Origin of the sequence: Psychrobacter sp. H8-1, assembly GCF_904846575.1 — a bacterium.
Lineage (GTDB): Bacteria > Pseudomonadota > Gammaproteobacteria > Pseudomonadales > Moraxellaceae > Psychrobacter > Psychrobacter fulvigenes.
On sequence record NZ_CAJHBG010000001.1, the window covers coordinates 544,939 to 560,390 of the forward strand.

Annotated in this window: 14 protein-coding genes and 1 rRNA gene; 12 read left to right on the forward strand and 3 right to left on the reverse strand. The window is 44.8% G+C overall.

From position 1 onward, the window contains the following. The first annotated feature begins 73 nt into the window (after nucleotides 1–73). Nucleotides 74–1,714: a chaperonin GroEL gene (gene groL, locus JMY01_RS02405; RefSeq protein ID WP_201574066.1), complete on the forward strand. Its 1,641-nt coding sequence runs from the start codon at nucleotides 74–76 to the stop codon at nucleotides 1,712–1,714. 229 nt (nucleotides 1,715–1,943) lie between these two features. On the opposite strand, the gene yaaA is transcribed toward groL, so the two are convergent. Next, nucleotides 1,944–2,744 carry a peroxide stress protein YaaA gene (yaaA, locus tag JMY01_RS02410; protein WP_201574067.1) on the reverse strand — a complete coding sequence of 267 codons (801 nt, stop codon included), beginning with the start codon at nucleotides 2,742–2,744 and terminating at the stop codon, nucleotides 1,944–1,946. Nucleotides 2,745–3,154: 410 nt separating this feature from the next. Between yaaA and JMY01_RS02415 the strand changes: the two genes are divergently transcribed. The 7 genes from JMY01_RS02415 (at nucleotide 3,155) to JMY01_RS02445 (ending at nucleotide 8,348) form a co-directional block, all read left to right on the forward strand. Beyond that, on the forward strand, nucleotides 3,155–4,315 hold the full coding sequence (locus tag JMY01_RS02415) for an NAD(P) transhydrogenase subunit alpha (RefSeq protein WP_201574068.1): 1,161 nt from the start codon (nucleotides 3,155–3,157) through the stop codon (nucleotides 4,313–4,315). 100 nt (nucleotides 4,316–4,415) lie between these two features. Continuing rightward, complete coding sequence (locus JMY01_RS02420) at nucleotides 4,416–4,754, forward strand: proton-translocating transhydrogenase family protein (RefSeq protein ID WP_201577080.1); 339 nt, start codon at nucleotides 4,416–4,418, stop codon at nucleotides 4,752–4,754. Further along, a complete protein-coding gene (locus JMY01_RS02425; RefSeq protein ID WP_201574069.1) occupies nucleotides 4,751–6,151 on the forward strand; it encodes an NAD(P)(+) transhydrogenase (Re/Si-specific) subunit beta in 1,401 nt (466 codons plus the stop codon). Before JMY01_RS02420 ends, JMY01_RS02425 begins: the two co-directional genes overlap by 4 nt. 140 nt (nucleotides 6,152–6,291) lie before the next feature. Next, nucleotides 6,292–6,846 carry an acyl-CoA thioesterase gene (locus JMY01_RS02430; RefSeq protein ID WP_201574070.1) on the forward strand — a complete coding sequence of 185 codons (555 nt, stop codon included), beginning with the start codon at nucleotides 6,292–6,294 and terminating at the stop codon, nucleotides 6,844–6,846. 134 nt (nucleotides 6,847–6,980) lie between these two features. Beyond that, nucleotides 6,981–7,190: a Fe-S cluster assembly protein IscX gene (gene iscX / locus JMY01_RS02435; protein WP_201574071.1), complete on the forward strand. Its 210-nt coding sequence runs from the start codon at nucleotides 6,981–6,983 to the stop codon at nucleotides 7,188–7,190. Nucleotides 7,191–7,256: 66 nt separating this feature from the next. Next, nucleotides 7,257–7,808 (forward strand): GyrI-like domain-containing protein, encoded by a 552-nt coding sequence (locus JMY01_RS02440; protein WP_201574072.1) that lies wholly within the window; start codon nucleotides 7,257–7,259, stop codon nucleotides 7,806–7,808. 72 nt (nucleotides 7,809–7,880) lie between these two features. Next, nucleotides 7,881–8,348 (forward strand): GyrI-like domain-containing protein, encoded by a 468-nt coding sequence (locus tag JMY01_RS02445; RefSeq protein WP_201574073.1) that lies wholly within the window; start codon nucleotides 7,881–7,883, stop codon nucleotides 8,346–8,348. A gap of 82 nt (nucleotides 8,349–8,430) precedes the next feature. On the opposite strand, the gene dapE is transcribed toward JMY01_RS02445, so the two are convergent. Both dapE and JMY01_RS02455 read right to left on the reverse strand, forming a co-directional pair. Then, the gene (gene dapE / locus JMY01_RS02450; protein WP_201574074.1) at nucleotides 8,431–9,648 is read right to left on the reverse strand and encodes a succinyl-diaminopimelate desuccinylase; all 1,218 of its coding nucleotides are present in this window, start codon (nucleotides 9,646–9,648) and stop codon (nucleotides 8,431–8,433) included. 41 nt (nucleotides 9,649–9,689) lie between these two features. After that, a complete protein-coding gene (locus JMY01_RS02455) occupies nucleotides 9,690–10,445 on the reverse strand; it encodes a 2OG-Fe(II) oxygenase (RefSeq protein ID WP_201574075.1) in 756 nt (251 codons plus the stop codon). Between the two features lie 128 nt (nucleotides 10,446–10,573). On the opposite strand from JMY01_RS02455, the gene JMY01_RS02460 reads away from it, so the two are divergent. The 4 genes from JMY01_RS02460 to JMY01_RS02475 all read left to right on the forward strand — a co-directional run bounded on the left by JMY01_RS02460 (nucleotide 10,574) and on the right by JMY01_RS02475 (nucleotide 15,333). Continuing rightward, entirely contained in the window at nucleotides 10,574–11,458 is an 885-nt protein-coding gene (locus JMY01_RS02460; protein WP_201574076.1) for a 23S rRNA (adenine(2030)-N(6))-methyltransferase RlmJ, read from the forward strand. 10 nt (nucleotides 11,459–11,468) lie between these two features. Continuing rightward, nucleotides 11,469–12,371 carry a CDP-diacylglycerol--serine O-phosphatidyltransferase gene (pssA, locus tag JMY01_RS02465; RefSeq protein ID WP_201574077.1) on the forward strand — a complete coding sequence of 301 codons (903 nt, stop codon included), beginning with the start codon at nucleotides 11,469–11,471 and terminating at the stop codon, nucleotides 12,369–12,371. Nucleotides 12,372–12,611: 240 nt separating this feature from the next. After that, entirely contained in the window at nucleotides 12,612–13,094 is a 483-nt protein-coding gene (locus JMY01_RS02470; protein WP_201574078.1) for a hypothetical protein, read from the forward strand. Nucleotides 13,095–13,793: 699 nt separating this feature from the next. Further along, nucleotides 13,794–15,333: ribosomal RNA gene (locus JMY01_RS02475) — 16S ribosomal RNA — on the forward strand. The last annotated feature ends 119 nt before the right edge of the window (nucleotides 15,334–15,452 follow it).

Genomic DNA, 15,452 nt, shown 5'->3' on the forward strand with positions numbered 1-15,452 from the left:
CCAGTACATTTATAACAATATAAGCAAATCATTCAATTGCATTCTCATACTTATAATAGTGGAGTAATTTAACATGGCAAAAGACGTAAAATTCGGCATTGATGCCCGTAAACAAATGATGGACGGTGTCAACGTTCTAGCAAACGCAGTAAAAGTTACTTTAGGCCCTAAAGGTCGTAACGTGGTAATTGACAAATCTTTCGGCGCACCAACCATCACCAAAGATGGTGTATCAGTTGCCAAAGAAATCGAGCTTGAAAATAAGTTTGAAAACATGGGCGCACAGCTCGTTCGCGAAGTCGCTAGCCGCACCAATGATGTCGCTGGTGATGGTACGACAACCGCAACAGTATTGGCTCAGTCAATCTTGCAAGAAGGTATGAAATCAGTTGCCGCTGGCATGAACCCAATGGATCTAAAGCGCGGTATCGACAAAGCAGTACGTGAAGCGGTTAAAGAAATCCATAAGCTATCGACCCCAGCTGACGATCATAAAGCGATTGCTCAGGTTGGTTCTATCTCTGCAAACTCAGACACTAAAATCGGTGAGTTGATTTCGCAAGCGATGGAAAAAGTGGGTAAGCAAGGCGTTATCACTGTTGAAGAAGGTTCAAGCTTTGAAGATACCTTAGAAGTTGTGGAAGGTATGCAGTTTGACCGTGGTTATATCAGCCCGTACTTTGCGAACAAGCAAGACAGCTTAACCGCTGAGTTTGAAAACCCGTATATCCTACTGGTTGACAAAAAAATCAGCAACATCCGTGAGATCGTGCCACTACTTGAGCAAGTCATGCAGCAGAGCAAACCACTGCTAATCATCGCTGAAGACGTAGAAAACGAAGCATTGGCTACCTTGGTTGTCAACAACATGCGTGGCGGCCTAAAAACTTGTGCGGTTAAAGCACCAGGTTTTGGCGATCGTCGTAAAGCCATGCTACAAGACATCGCAATCCTAACAGGCGGTACGGTTATCTCTGAAGAGATTGGCCTAAGCCTAGAAGAAGCGACAATTGAGCAACTTGGTACTGCGAAGAAAGTCACTGTCGGTAAAGAAAACACCGTCATCGTTGATGGCGCTGGTCAAAAAGCTGACATCGAAGCGCGTGTTGAGTCTATCAACCGTCAAATCGAAGAGTCTACTTCTGACTACGATAAAGAAAAGCTACAAGAGCGTGTTGCGAAACTAGCAGGCGGCGTTGCCGTTATCAAAGTTGGCGCAGCGACTGAAACAGAAATGAAAGAGAAAAAAGATCGTGTTGATGATGCGCTACATGCGACTCGTGCAGCGGTTGAAGAAGGCGTTGTCCCTGGTGGCGGTGTTGCGCTAGTACGTGCGATGAGTGCCTTGTCTGAGCTACGTGGTGATAACGACGACCAAAACGCTGGTATGAATATCCTACGTCGTGCCATGGAAGCACCGTTACGTCAAATCGTGACCAACTCAGGCGAAGAAGCTTCAGTTGTGGTCAACGAAGTGAAGAGCGGTAGCGGTAACTATGGTTACAACGCAGCGACTGGCGTATATGGTGATATGCTAGAGATGGGTATCCTAGACCCTGCCAAAGTAGCACGTTCAGCACTTGAGAACGCTGCCTCTGTCGCAGGTCTCATGCTGACCACTGAAGCCATGATCACTGATCTACCTGAGAGTGATGATGGTATGGCTGCTATGGGCGGTGCCGGTGGTATGGGTGGAATGGGCGGCATGATGTAATTTATGCCTCGACTAAGTTTGTACGACGTTGTTAACCTCGTTCGATGTACTATAAGTACAATCTTCACTTGGTTGCCTAGTCGTACTGCTTTAGTCAATCCATAAAACGCTTTTCGCTAGAAGTATGACTTTGTCATAACGTACTTGTTAAACCTAGTTCAAACAAAACCCCGATAGGCTAAGCTTATCGGGGTTTTGTTATAAAATTTCAGTCTGTTTTAGCTAATCATTACGCATCTGCCTCATCCCGTCTAAATGTCCATGTCTTATCATCAGACAGCTCATCGACATAATAATATCCCGCCAAGTCAAACTGCTTTAATTGCTCAGCATTGGTGAGTTTATTATCCGCAGCGTACTTCACCATTAGCCCACGTGCTTTTTTGGCATAAAAAGCAATCACTTTATAGTTGCCGTTTTTTTCATCTTCAAATCGTGGCGTGATAATCTCGGCATTTAACGCTTTCTTTTTTACCGATTTAAAATATTCATTAGAGGCTAAGTTAACCAAGACCTTGTCATCGCTATCAGCCATGCGGGCGTTGATTACGTGAGTGACTTCTTCGCCCCAAAACTCATATAAGTTATCACCGCGTTCATTTTTTAGCTTGGTGCCCATCTCTAAGCGATACGGCTGAATCAAATCAAGCGGTTTCAGCACACCGTAAAGACCCGATAAAATACCTAGATGCTCATTGACATAAATGGCTGTTTCTTTATCCATGTGATACATATCAAGACCAGTATACACATCACCATCGAACAAATAACCTGCTGGTTTGGCGTTCTGATCATCAAACGGTTTATCCTCGCTCCAGCTCCATTGTTGATTACGTTCAGCATTGAGTTGGGCAAGATCATCAGAGATGCTCATCAGCTCTTGCAGATCTATTGGCTCTTTGGACTTCAGGATCTTCATTAGTGCTTGCGAGTGCTCTATAAGCTCAGGTTGACTGTAATAATTCCCAAGATTGACAGGTACTTTGTCTGTTTCATTCAAAGACTTGGCAGGGGAAAGTAAAAAATACATAGTTATTCCTTATAGTTCATGAGATTTTGGTCAATTCACATCAAAATTGTAACATTATCAATCGTGTTTGCAGTATTATCGAGACATCTGCATCAAGCTTTATCGTTCAGGCGCTACTAGAATGGACGGTATGAGTGATAAAAACTGCCAACATAACAACAAAGTTTATATGTATGGCATAAATCCATAACTTTTTATTTACTAGTTGGTCATCAATAGACAATGAAAGTTAGTAAACGATGTCTCTATAATAAAAAGACTTGATGAAGAACACTCTATCATTTATTAAATTGATAACCTTTGATTCAACTTTATGATATAGAGCGGATCAAATTTTTTTGCCCTGTACGTCTTGTGATTCAGATGACATGTGTATGGGCCAGTAATGTATTCAGACGTAAGGAGACGGTATGAAAATCGGTGTAATCAGCGCAGATATCGCAAGCGAGAGCCGCGTAGCGCTAACCCCAGACGCGGTGAAAAAACTGCGTAAACTCGGGTTTGAGGTCGTCATCCAGTCCGGTGCCGGTCAAGCAGCGTATTATGCTGATGAATTGTATCAGGCTGCTGGTGCCGATATTGCAAATAGTAGCGCTGAAGTAGTCAACCAGTCTCAAATTATCACAACGGTGAATGATTTGCCTACTGAGGTGACTGACAGCTTGGCTTCTGGTCAGATAGTCATTGGTATGCTCGACCCTTACCGTAATACTCAGATCGATACTTACGCTGCCAAAGGTGCCACCGCTTTTGCCATGGAGCTATTACCACGTACCTTATCACGTGCGCAAAATATGGACGTCTTGTCTTCACAAGCCAACCTTGCAGGTTACAAGGCGGTATTGCTGGCGGCCAACGAGTATTCGCGTCCGTTTCCGATGTTTATGACCTCAGCGGGTACGGTTAAGCCTGCCAAAGTCGTCATCTTAGGCGTTGGAGTTGCAGGCTTGCAAGCGATCGCTACTGCCAAGCGCTTGGGCGCAGTCGTCGAAGCCAGTGACTTACGTCCTGCTGCCAAAGAGCAGGTAGAGTCGCTTGGCGGTAAATGGTTGGATGTGCCGATGAGCGAAGACGAAGCACAAAAAGCCAAAGCGACTGGCGGCTATGCGTGGACACCATCAGAGCAGTATATCAAAGACCAAGCAGCGGTAGTGGATAAAGCCTTAAGCGCTGCTGACATCGTCATCACAACGGCACAGATTCCTGGTCGTAACGCCCCGCGCTTGGTACATGGAGCAACGCTTGCCAAAATGAAAGCGGGTTCGGTACTCATTGATATGGCGGCAGCGACGGGCGGTAATGTCGAGGGTAGCGTGGCCAATGAAACCATTACTACTCCAAATGGAGTGCGTATCGTTGGTGCTGCCAATATACCTTCAATGCTAGCGGCACAGTCTTCAGATTTGTATGCCAATAATCTGGTCAATTTTATCACCACCTTAATTGCCTCTGACGAAGCGACAGACAAGGCTGCATCAAACAAACTGGCTCTTCACTTAGATATGGAAGATGAGATTCAAGGCGCGCTAGCAATGACCCACGAGGGTCAGGTACGCCTTGCTAAACGCTAAATATTGAATACTTACCATATTGTTTTGCCAGTAACGAATAAATTTTTAGGAGGATAAGATGATTGCCACTGTTTTAGCAGCAGCTCAAGTTGGAGATGCTATGAGTAGCACGCCATATGTAGCAATTTTTACCGTGTTTGTACTCGCTATATTTGTCGGGTATTACGTGGTTTGGGGAGTAACACCAGCCCTGCACACGCCATTGATGGCCGTAACTAACGCCCTATCGAGTATCGTCATTGTGGGTGCCATGCTGCAGACCGTGACTATTGATGGCTCTGTATTTACGCCAACCAGTTTGCTCGGTGCATTTGCGGTATTTTTGGCCAGCGTTAACATTTTTGGTGGCTTTGCTGTGACTGAACGTATGCTCGCAATGTTTAAGCCCAAAGAGAAAAAAGCACCAGTGGTAACAAAAGAAGCTGGGGGTGACGCATGAGTGATTTTACCAATATAATTGCGAGTAATGCTGACTGGTTCTATCTAATCGGTGCGATATTGTTTGTCTTGACCTTGCGTGGTCTCTCTAGCCCAAAAACAGCCATTCGCGGTAACCGCTTTGGTATGGCAGCAATGGCGATTGCCGTTGTCACCACGTTCTTCTTAGCGGAAGGCCCAGTACTGTGGATGATTATTGGTGCCATGATTTTGGGGGCTATCGTTGGTATGTGGAAGGCAAAAACAGTCGCCATGACTCAGATGCCTGAAACTGTTGCCTTGATGCATTCATTTGTCGGTCTGGCTGCGGTAGCGATTGCGCTTGCCACGGTACTACATACTGAACAACAGCATGGTGCGGTTGCTCGAGTAGAGCTATTCATCGGTTGCTTCATCGGTGCGATTACCTTTTCAGCGTCAGTCTTTGCTTTTGGTAAGTTGGCGGCGAAGAGCTGGGCGAAGACACTGGTTGGTAGCTGGGTTAAACCAGTACAGGCTATTTTATTCATTGCGATGATTGCCTTTGGTGGCGTGTATTTTGTCACTGATTCATTGCCTGCTTTTTATGCCATGGCAGTGATTGCGGTTATCTTTGGTTGGATGTGGATTGCGCCAATCGGTGGCGGTGATATGCCAGTGGTTGTGTCACTATTGAACTCATTCTCAGGTTGGGCGGCTGCAGGTATTGGTTTTACCCTTGGCAACTCGATGCTGATTATCGCAGGTTCGTTGGTCGGTTCATCAGGTGCAATCTTGTCTTACATCATGTGTAAAGCTATGAACCGCTCACTGCTTAATGTCTTATTTGGTGGTATGGGCACTGCTGCAGTCGCCGCAGATGATGGCGATGGCGCTCCTAAAACCTATAAGTCAGGCTCAGCAGAAGATGCTGGATTCTTAATGGCCAATGCGAGCGATGTTATTATCGTACCTGGCTATGGTATGGCACAAGGCCGAGCACAAAATGCGGTCAAAGAGTTATATGAGCTATTAAAAGAAGAAGGCGTAAACGTTCGTTTTGCCATTCATCCAGTGGCAGGCCGTATGCCTGGTCATATGAACGTACTATTGGCAGAAGCGGATGTGCCTTATGATGATATTATGGAGATGGATGAGATTAACTCAGACTTTGCTAGTACCGATGTGGTGTTAGTGATAGGTGCCAATGATGTCGTCAACCCCTCTGCCAAAGATGATCCGACTTCACCGATATTTGGTATGCCCATCCTAGAGGTGACAAAGGCGCAAACCGTCATGGTCATCAAGCGTTCAATGAGCACGGGTTATGCAGGACTTGATAACAGCTTGTTTTACATGGACAAAACCATGATGATCTTTGGCGATGCCAAAAAGATGGTGGAAGAGATGGTGCGTAGTATCAATGGCGCTGGTCATTAATCTTCAAAATGGTTTTTAAGCATAAGTATTCACTATAATCTTGCAAATAAAAAAGTCACTGCGGTGGCTTTTTTGCGTTAAGGTAGACAGCGTTTATATTCAATTATTCTTTAGAGAAATAACAGTTAAGAGAGCTATCTATGAACATGTTACTGCGTTTTTTTATTATGTACGGTCTGCTCCAGCAGCAGCTCAAACGGCAGTCGCTGAGTGAGCGTCTTAGTATCGAGACATTAAGCGCGCCAGTTAGTGGTCGTTATCGGGTGCTGCCACATGATATGGGCTTTCGTGATCATCTGCCCAATTATCGCTACTTGTCTTTTATCGAGCTTAATGTCACGCGCTGGCTAATCGCTTGCTGTCACCAAAAAGGCATCAAAACCCTAGACTGGGTAATCGCCATGCAAGAGATGGTTTATCTTAAAGAGATTAAGTTTTTGGACAAAATGACGCTGAACAGTCAGCTTGTGGGTTGGGATAAAAAATATGTGTATTTTGAGCATCGATTTTTTGTCAAAGACCAACTCATGAGTGTCGGTATGAGTAAGTTTGTGTTGATGGATAAAAAGGGTAAATGCACGCCAGATATACTAGATATGACAGGTGAGCAGCTGACCGATGTCATTACTACGTGGAATGAACATCAAGTGGCTGTCAAATCTGCCAAGTCGCCTACAGCAACAGAGACGGTATAACGAACTTGGCTATAATCATCTGGCGAAGTTTGATAGGATAGGGGCTGTCAAATTGACAATTAAGTCGATAACGTTTTTTAGAAAACCATTAAGAACTAACATTAAGAGTTAATATCAACAAATAAGGAGCTACTATGAACCCGCAAAAATTAAAATGGACAGACAGCTTAGATATCGCTATTGAGCTTTATGAAAAATTCCCAGAGACAGACCCGCAGTACATTCGTTTTACCGATTTGCATCGCTGGGTGACAGAGCTTGAAAACTTTGATGATGACCCACAAAGATCAAATGAAGGCATTTTAGAGGCGATTCAAATGAATTGGATTGATGAAGCCGACTAGTTCGACTCTTCTAATTTGCCTAAAATATCAAATAAAAACTATATAAATAAATAGGATAGGAAGCACATGACTTCACAAACCAAAGAGCTATCCGAAGCGATAGTTTGTAAAGGTATCAGTGTTCGTACCACGAATAACGCAGAAATCAGCTTTGACACTGCTAAATTGGGTGGGTTGTGGCAAAGGTTTTATCAAAACCATGTGGAGCATCTCTCTGAAGGTGAGGATATTTACGGTGTCTATCATAACTACGAGAGTGATGACTTGGTAGGCGCCTTTGATGTCGTGGCTAGCTGGAAAGTAAAAAGTGAGCCAGTAGAAGGGCAGGATAGTGACGAAGACAGTAATGAAGACAGTAACGTTCTTAGTGCTGAAAACATCCTTAGCGCTGCTCATTCTAGCGACGTCGTAACAGTGGCTATTCCTGCAGGGAGGTATCTGGTCTTCTCAGAAAAGGGCAGCATGCCAGATACGGTCATGGATGCTTGGGAAAAAGCTTGGGAATATTTTAATAACCCTAGCTGTGAGCATACACGGTCTTATAATGTCGATTTTGAACATTATATCGGTGGCAATCTAGAGTATGGGCAAGTGGATCTTTATATTGGTATCGAATAAAGGTATTAAAAAAACAGACCCTGATAAGCAATACACCTTACACTTTAGACAAATACTAAAATAGAGACCCTAATGACCATTGATATCAAAACGCTCACTGAAACGATAGCATGCCAAGGCTTGACTGTCAGAACCACCAATCAACAAGAATTGAACCCAGTTACTGCGAAACTTGGCACATTATGGCTATCATTCTATCAAAATATTTTCTCTAAACTACCAGCAGGTAGCGCCGCTTATGGTATTTATCATAATTACGAGAGCGATGCGCATGGTGCCTTTGATGTGACTGCCAGTTGTGAGCAAGATATAGCGTTGGCTAGTGATGGAAGTTTAGATTTAACAGCCGTGACCATTCCAGCAGGCAAGTACGTGGTATTTAGTGAGCAAGGGGCAATGCCTATCGCCGTAATGACAGCGTGGCAAAAGGCATGGGCTTATTTTAATGACCCAAGTTGTGAGCACAATCGATTGTATAACGTCGATTTTGAACACTATGTCAGCCAATCACAAGTAGATGTCTATATTGGTATAGAATAAAGTTATCAAAACACAAGGTTTTAGAACGAAAAAAGCGTTACTTATCCAATAAGTAACGCTTTTTTGTTAGAGTGACACAGAGTTAATCCAGCAATAAATGCTCCAAAATCCCTTCATATATCTGCGCCAATTTACCCAAATCACCCACTTCTACTTTTTCGTCAACCTGATGAATTGTGGCATTACGCACACCAAGCTCAACGACTTGTGCGCCAGTCGGCGCGATAAAGCGTCCATCTGATGTACCGCCAGAGGTTGACAAGGTAGTGTCAATGTCAGTCACCTTTTTAATTGCTTGCTGGCATGCTGAAACCAATTTACCTTCAGGGGTTAAAAACGGTTGACCAGATAACTTCCAATCAATGTCATAACTGGCTTTGCTGTCTTTAAAGTGCTTGTCAAAGATGGCGTGAGTTTTTGCTTTTAATTCATCTTCCGTCGTTTCAGTAGAAAAGCGGAAGTTAAAGATAACTTCAAGCGTCTCAGGAATGACATTGGTTGCGCCCGTGCCACCATTGATATTTGAGATTTGAAGTGAAGTCGCAGGGAAGTAATCGTTACCAGCATCCCATGTCGCAGCCGTTAATTCAGCCAATGCTGAGGTAGCGGCATGGATAGGATTAGACGCGAGGTGCGGATAGGCGACGTGACCTTGCTTGCCAGTGACGGTGAGCACTGCGCCCAACGAGCCGCGGCGACCGTTTTTGATAATATCACCCAGCGTATCTGTACTGGATGGCTCACCAACGAGACAGTACGTGATTTTTTCGTTACGCGCTTCCAAGGTTTCTATGACTCTGACCGTCCCATTAATGGACGGGCCTTCTTCATCTGAGGTGATTAAAAAGGCGATAGAGCCGTTGTGTTCAGGATGGTTAGCGACGAAACGTTCGGCTGCGATGGTAAAAGCGGCAATGCCTGTTTTCATGTCAGCAGCGCCGCGAGCCCATAGGTAGCCATCTTTGAGGGTTGGCGTAAATGGCGGATAGGTCCAATTATCGACATCGCCAGTTGGCACGACATCAGTATGACCAGCGAAGCAAATAACCGGGTCGGCTGTACCACGGCGCGCCCATAAGTTCTTAACTTCAGCATGTTCACCAGTCTTATCTCTCTCACCAAAATACATAAACTCACAGTCAAAGCCTGCTTGCTCTAGTCGCGCTGACAATATGTCTTGGCAGCCATCATCATTTGGCGTGACTGAGGGGCGTTCGAGTAGAGCGATGCTTAAATCCAGTGCTGCTTGTTGATGGGTTGCTTGTTGATAGGTCGCTGATTGGCTATTAGAGTCGGACATGAATGAACCTTTTATCTTTTAAACTGTATTAGGGTTATTTATTAATTATCATTTTCGACAAAGGGCACCAAACCATCTCGGCGCATCCATGTCGCGATAGAGTAGCGCTGGCGATGGGCAATTTGCACTTGATGCTGCAGGTCACTATTGAATATGATTAAGCGATTGGCGACTGGCATAATCGTATGGTGGGCCCCGTGATTATCAATGATTTCTACTGCGCCGCCATCATCAGCTGTCCAGTCATCATTGAGATAAAACACTGCCGAGATAACGCGTTCATCACGTCCAGCAGGATTGTCACTATGCCATTGATAGCCAAAGCCAATGGGATAACAAGCGTAATGCGCTTCACTATGGCGAATACCAGCGAACAAGCTACGATTCAACAGCACACCAAGCGCATTGATACTCTGCATATAAAAATAGCCAGCAAAGAAGTTTTCTGTGATCCAGCGGATTTTATCACCGCGAATATCACTAACACGTACACCCGTCGTTAACTCTGCATCACGGTAGTCTATAAAGCCGCTTTCCGCTTGTAGGGCTAATAGTGCCGTATTGTCAAATACGTCATCAATAACTATCCAGCCGTCGTTCACCAACTTATCAAGCTGTGAGTCAGTCAGCCTATTTTCCCAGTTCACTGCAAAATCAGATAAAGTAAGCGTATCTTGGGTAAGTGGCTCGTCCTTAGCCTCATCTACAGGAGGCATAAGTAATGGTGGATTATCTAGACCTATCGGATTATCAACCACTAGGTCTGTCACATTAAGGTTGCTATTAATCTGTGTCATTTCACCTCGCCATTGTCGATTAGCGATCAATCAACGCCTTTTTACCAAAACCATCGTTATCTTTTACTCTGCCTATGCTACCATAGATGCAATTTTTCTCACTTAAACTTTTCAGATTATGAATAATTATGAACTATAAACACGCCTACCACGCTGGTAACTTTGCTGATGTGGTTAAACACATTTTATTAGTACAACTATTGAACCAATTGGGGCAAAAAAACAAACCTTTTTATGTTCTCGACGCCTATGGTGGCCGTGGACTGTATTCACTTAGCAGTGAAGAGGCGCGCAAAACTGGAGAAGCCGAAGGCGGCATCAAGGCTTTGTCACAAATCGACGATGCCGATATGGCGAAAGCGCCAGCCGCTGTCAAAGATTATATGGAAGGCATGAAGCAAGCCAGATTCACCTATGATAGTAAAGTCTATCCTGGTTCACCATGGTGGATTGCCAATCATGTCGAAAAAAACCCAGATGCAGGCGTACGCGGTGAAGCCTTTGAAGCCAAAGCCAGTGAATATGATGCGCTTAATTATCAGCTATATAAGCTACCGATTGGTATTCATCATCGTGATGCGTTTGAAGGGATTACGGCAGTGGTTCCACCAGCTGAGCGCCGTGGGTTAATATTTTTAGACCCTCCGTACGAGCAAGAGCACAAAGACTTTACCCGTCTTATCAATCTGTTGGTCGCGGCTTATAATAAATGGCCACAAGGTACTTATGCGCTTTGGTTCCCAATCAAGAATATCGATGCGGTAGAGTTGTTTTACAAAAAGCTTAAACGTACTGAGATGAGACGTCAGTTGGTTTGCGAGCTTAATATCTATCCGAATGATATCGCTGTCGGTCTTAATGGTACTGGCATGCTGATTATCAATCCGCCATGGCAGTTTGATAATCACGCCCGTGAAATTTTACGCTTTTTGCAACCCTATCTCAAAGTTGCGGATGCTCCAGATTTGACTCCTGATAGTGCCACCAATGTGCGCTGGTTGGTTGGAGAATAAGGAAACTGTTATGACCACTGAGCATCTATCAAACAAGCTGCCAAAAGATAGCGCGTCACATGATCCTTTGTTACAGGAGAGCGCTGCGACTCAGCCACCTTGTGCTGATGAGCATGAGTTCAATCTACGCTTAGCAGATAATGATGACTATGAAGGCTTGACGTTTGAGATAATCGAAACAGAGGTCGCTGAAGGTAAGCAAGTGGTCAGTCGAGGGGTTTATCTGGCACCTAACTTGATCACTACTTTGTCATTGTTGTCAGGGTTTTATTCTATTTTAGCCAGTACTCAAGGCGAGTTTTACAAGGCATCATTGGCGATTTTTTTATCAGCCATCCTTGACGGTGCTGATGGTAGGGTTGCACGAATGCTCAATGCGCAAAGCCCATTTGGAGAGCAGTATGACTCTCTAGCTGACATGTTGGCTTTTGGCGTTGCTCCAGCTATTTTGGTTTATAGTTTCGCTTTGCAGCCATTAGGTCGCCTTGGTCTTGGTTGTGCTTTTGTTTTCACCGCTTGCGCAGCTTTCCGTCTTGCCCGTTTCAACGTGCAGATTGGTGAGGTCGATAAAGAGTACTTCGTTGGGCTGGCAAGTCCTCTGGCAGCAATCTTGGTGACGGCTGCCGTGATGGTCGCGGTTGATCATAATGAGTGGGTTGGGCAATACGATGCGCTGGTAATGGGCTTGTTCGCTATGTGGATAGTTGTCTGTGGTCTGCTCATGGTCAGTAATGTAAAATATTATAGCTTTAAAGAGTTCGATAAAAAACGAGTACCGTTTGTCGTGCTTATCATTGGGGTATTGGTGATGAGTATTGTATTGTACGATATTCCTGTGGGTATTTTAGCCATTGGCATCATTTATGCGTTATCAGGAATCATCACCACAATTAAGTCTAAAGTGAAGAACTAAAATTATAGACAGCAAATGATTAAAGAAAGGGGCTTACCAATAGGTGAGTCTCTTTTTTTATGGTTGTCAATATTACTGTCTGATATAAACTGAAGGTGCTTTCATTGAGAATCTGAGACATACTATTAGGATCTGTTGCTACTTATTTTGACAGCCGAGGCTACTATGACTATACCTAAAACCCATCGCGGACTTTTTTGCCATTCAAAGAGGTTATATACATCACTGCTAATGCTATCTATGGCGTCTGCCTCTATTTATGCTGGTAATGCTCAGGCATCAGCAAGTTATCAGCCAACTTCCAAACCCTCGAATCTGATCACACGGGCAGAAGCGGCTAATCCTAACAATTTTAAATTTATAAATGTCAATGGTCGCACGGCCACTTATGCCTCAGCTCCCTGTCCTGTAGAAACGGGACTGATTGCTTGTGGTCTACAAAAGCTGCATTTGATTAATGGCGGTGCTGCAGAAGTGGATGCTGACTACGACTTGGCACAAACCTTTTTGTTCCCATCAAAATCGCAGCCAGGCGTAGCAGTGGTGATAATTACTCGTTCTGGTCTGATGGATGACAGTGTTAGTGCCGAGCGCTACCGGATAAGCTTTAAGTCAGAAGAGAAACCGTTAGGATTGGATTGGAACTGGGTGCAATACGGCGTACAGTATAAGTGCGCGCGTGGTGACAACGCAGGCCAATGGACGAAAAGCCTTTGTCCATAAAATAGTTAAGGTGAGGATTTGTTAGCTATAACAAGCAGTTAGCGGAAAACCTCATCGTTATAGTAGAGTAATCTGAATTATTTAGAGGTTACCCCTTGACCCCCTCTTAAAACCGAGTATAATGCCACCCAGTCGAAAGGGAAGGCAGATTGGAGTAGATCACCACTTTAAAAATCAAAGCCGAAGAATTATTTTAGGTTTATTTAAAATAAAATAATTTACCCCTTGACTTAAGAATTAAAGCGTCTATAATACGCAGCTCATCAGGACAAGGCAGTGCTAGAAGCGAGAGCTTATAACCGTCTAACCTGTTGAAGTTAAATAAAATAACAGCTTGACAACCCAATCCATTGTGATATGATAGTCGGCTCGCCAATCAAGAAAAGACGTATTGTCTAAGTAACGATTGGTAGATATTTTATACAGAACACTTATCTACTGGACGACAGAGATAGGCACTATTTAAAAGCATAACTAAAGAACAACTTGTGTGGATTTTTGCTGACACAGAATGCTAAAAAATAAAGTTGTGAGACCTCGTTTATCTGGGGACTTATAACTATAAAAATTATCATTCTTTAAAGCAAGAAAACTCAAAGTTAATTCATTACGAACATAATTTAGAGCGACGAGCCAGAAAAGAATGAGCCAAGATTAGGAGTCATCTTACTATTTATAGTGAAGACTTCAAGCAAGATTAAACTGAAGAGTTTGATCATGGCTCAGATTGAACGCTGGCGGCAGGCTTAACACATGCAAGTCGAGCGGTAACAGGAGAAGTTTTGCTTCTCGCTGACGAGCGGCGGACGGGTGAGTAATACTTAGGAATCTACCTAGTAGTGGGGGATAGCTCGGGAAACTCGAATTAATACCGCATACGACCTACGGGAGAAAGGGGGCAGTTTACTGCTCTCGCTATTAGATGAGCCTAAGTCGGATTAGCTAGATGGTGGGGTAAAGGCCTACCATGGCGACGATCTGTAGCTGGTCTGAGAGGATGATCAGCCACACCGGGACTGAGACACGGCCCGGACTCCTACGGGAGGCAGCAGTGGGGAATATTGGACAATGGGGGCAACCCTGATCCAGCCATGCCGCGTGTGTGAAGAAGGCCTTTTGGTTGTAAAGCACTTTAAGCAGTGAAGAAGACTCTAGGGTTAATACCCCTAGACGATGACATTAGCTGCAGAATAAGCACCGGCTAACTCTGTGCCAGCAGCCGCGGTAATACAGAGGGTGCAAGCGTTAATCGGAATTACTGGGCGTAAAGCGAGCGTAGGTGGCTTGATAAGTCAGATGTGAAATCCCCGGGCTTAACCTGGGAACTGCATCTGATACTGTTGAGCTAGAGTAGGTGAGAGGGAAGTAGAATTCCAGGTGTAGCGGTGAAATGCGTAGAGATCTGGAGGAATACCGATGGCGAAGGCAGCTTCCTGGCATCATACTGACACTGAGGCTCGAAAGCGTGGGTAGCAAACAGGATTAGATACCCTGGTAGTCCACGCCGTAAACGATGTCTACTAGTCGTTGGGTCCCTTGAGGACTTAGTGACGCAGCTAACGCAATAAGTAGACCGCCTGGGGAGTACGGCCGCAAGGTTAAAACTCAAATGAATTGACGGGGGCCCGCACAAGCGGTGGAGCATGTGGTTTAATTCGATGCAACGCGAAGAACCTTACCTGGTCTTGACATATCTAGAATCCTGCAGAGATGCGGGAGTGCCTTCGGGAATTAGAATACAGGTGCTGCATGGCTGTCGTCAGCTCGTGTCGTGAGATGTTGGGTTAAGTCCCGCAACGAGCGCAACCCCTTTCCTTAGTTACCAGCGGGTTAAGCCGGGAACTCTAGGGATACTGCCAGTGACAAACTGGAGGAAGGCGGGGACGACGTCAAGTCATCATGGCCCTTACGACCAGGGCTACACACGTGCTACAATGGTAGGTACAGAGGGCAGCTACACAGCGATGTGATGCGAATCTTTTAAAGCCTATCGTAGTCCGGATTGGAGTCTGCAACTCGACTCCATGAAGTAGGAATCGCTAGTAATCGCGGATCAGAATGCCGCGGTGAATACGTTCCCGGGCCTTGTACACACCGCCCGTCACACCATGGGAGTTGATTGCACCAGAAGTGGTTAGCCTAACCTTTTAGGAAGGCGATCACCACGGTGTGGTTGATGACTGGGGTGAAGTCGTAACAAGGTAGCCGTAGGGGAACCTGCGGCTGGATCACCTCCTTATAGACGCATTCGGTCAGCAAGAATTCACACAACAAGTTGTTCTTTAGTTTAGTTTATTAAGAAGATACAGGGCTTTTAGCAATTTGCCTTTAAGCAAATTACTCTTGCGCTCGGATCAA

Excerpts from the sequence above, each read along its gene's own strand:
- groL (WP_201574066.1), top strand. The coding sequence starts at position 74 with ATGGCAAAAGACGTAAAATTCGGCATTGATGCCCGTAAACAAATGATG.
- yaaA (WP_201574067.1), bottom strand. The coding sequence starts at position 2,744 with ATGTATTTTTTACTTTCCCCTGCCAAGTCTTTGAATGAAACAGACAAA.
- JMY01_RS02415 (WP_201574068.1), top strand. The coding sequence starts at position 3,155 with ATGAAAATCGGTGTAATCAGCGCAGATATCGCAAGCGAGAGCCGCGTA.
- JMY01_RS02420 (WP_201577080.1), top strand. The coding sequence starts at position 4,416 with ATGAGTAGCACGCCATATGTAGCAATTTTTACCGTGTTTGTACTCGCT.
- JMY01_RS02425 (WP_201574069.1), top strand. The coding sequence starts at position 4,751 with ATGAGTGATTTTACCAATATAATTGCGAGTAATGCTGACTGGTTCTAT.
- JMY01_RS02430 (WP_201574070.1), top strand. The coding sequence starts at position 6,292 with ATGAACATGTTACTGCGTTTTTTTATTATGTACGGTCTGCTCCAGCAG.
- iscX (WP_201574071.1), top strand. The coding sequence starts at position 6,981 with ATGAACCCGCAAAAATTAAAATGGACAGACAGCTTAGATATCGCTATT.
- JMY01_RS02440 (WP_201574072.1), top strand. The coding sequence starts at position 7,257 with ATGACTTCACAAACCAAAGAGCTATCCGAAGCGATAGTTTGTAAAGGT.
- JMY01_RS02445 (WP_201574073.1), top strand. The coding sequence starts at position 7,881 with ATGACCATTGATATCAAAACGCTCACTGAAACGATAGCATGCCAAGGC.
- dapE (WP_201574074.1), bottom strand. The coding sequence starts at position 9,648 with ATGTCCGACTCTAATAGCCAATCAGCGACCTATCAACAAGCAACCCAT.
- JMY01_RS02455 (WP_201574075.1), bottom strand. The coding sequence starts at position 10,445 with ATGACACAGATTAATAGCAACCTTAATGTGACAGACCTAGTGGTTGAT.
- JMY01_RS02460 (WP_201574076.1), top strand. The coding sequence starts at position 10,574 with ATGAACTATAAACACGCCTACCACGCTGGTAACTTTGCTGATGTGGTT.
- pssA (WP_201574077.1), top strand. The coding sequence starts at position 11,469 with ATGACCACTGAGCATCTATCAAACAAGCTGCCAAAAGATAGCGCGTCA.
- JMY01_RS02470 (WP_201574078.1), top strand. The coding sequence starts at position 12,612 with ATGGCGTCTGCCTCTATTTATGCTGGTAATGCTCAGGCATCAGCAAGT.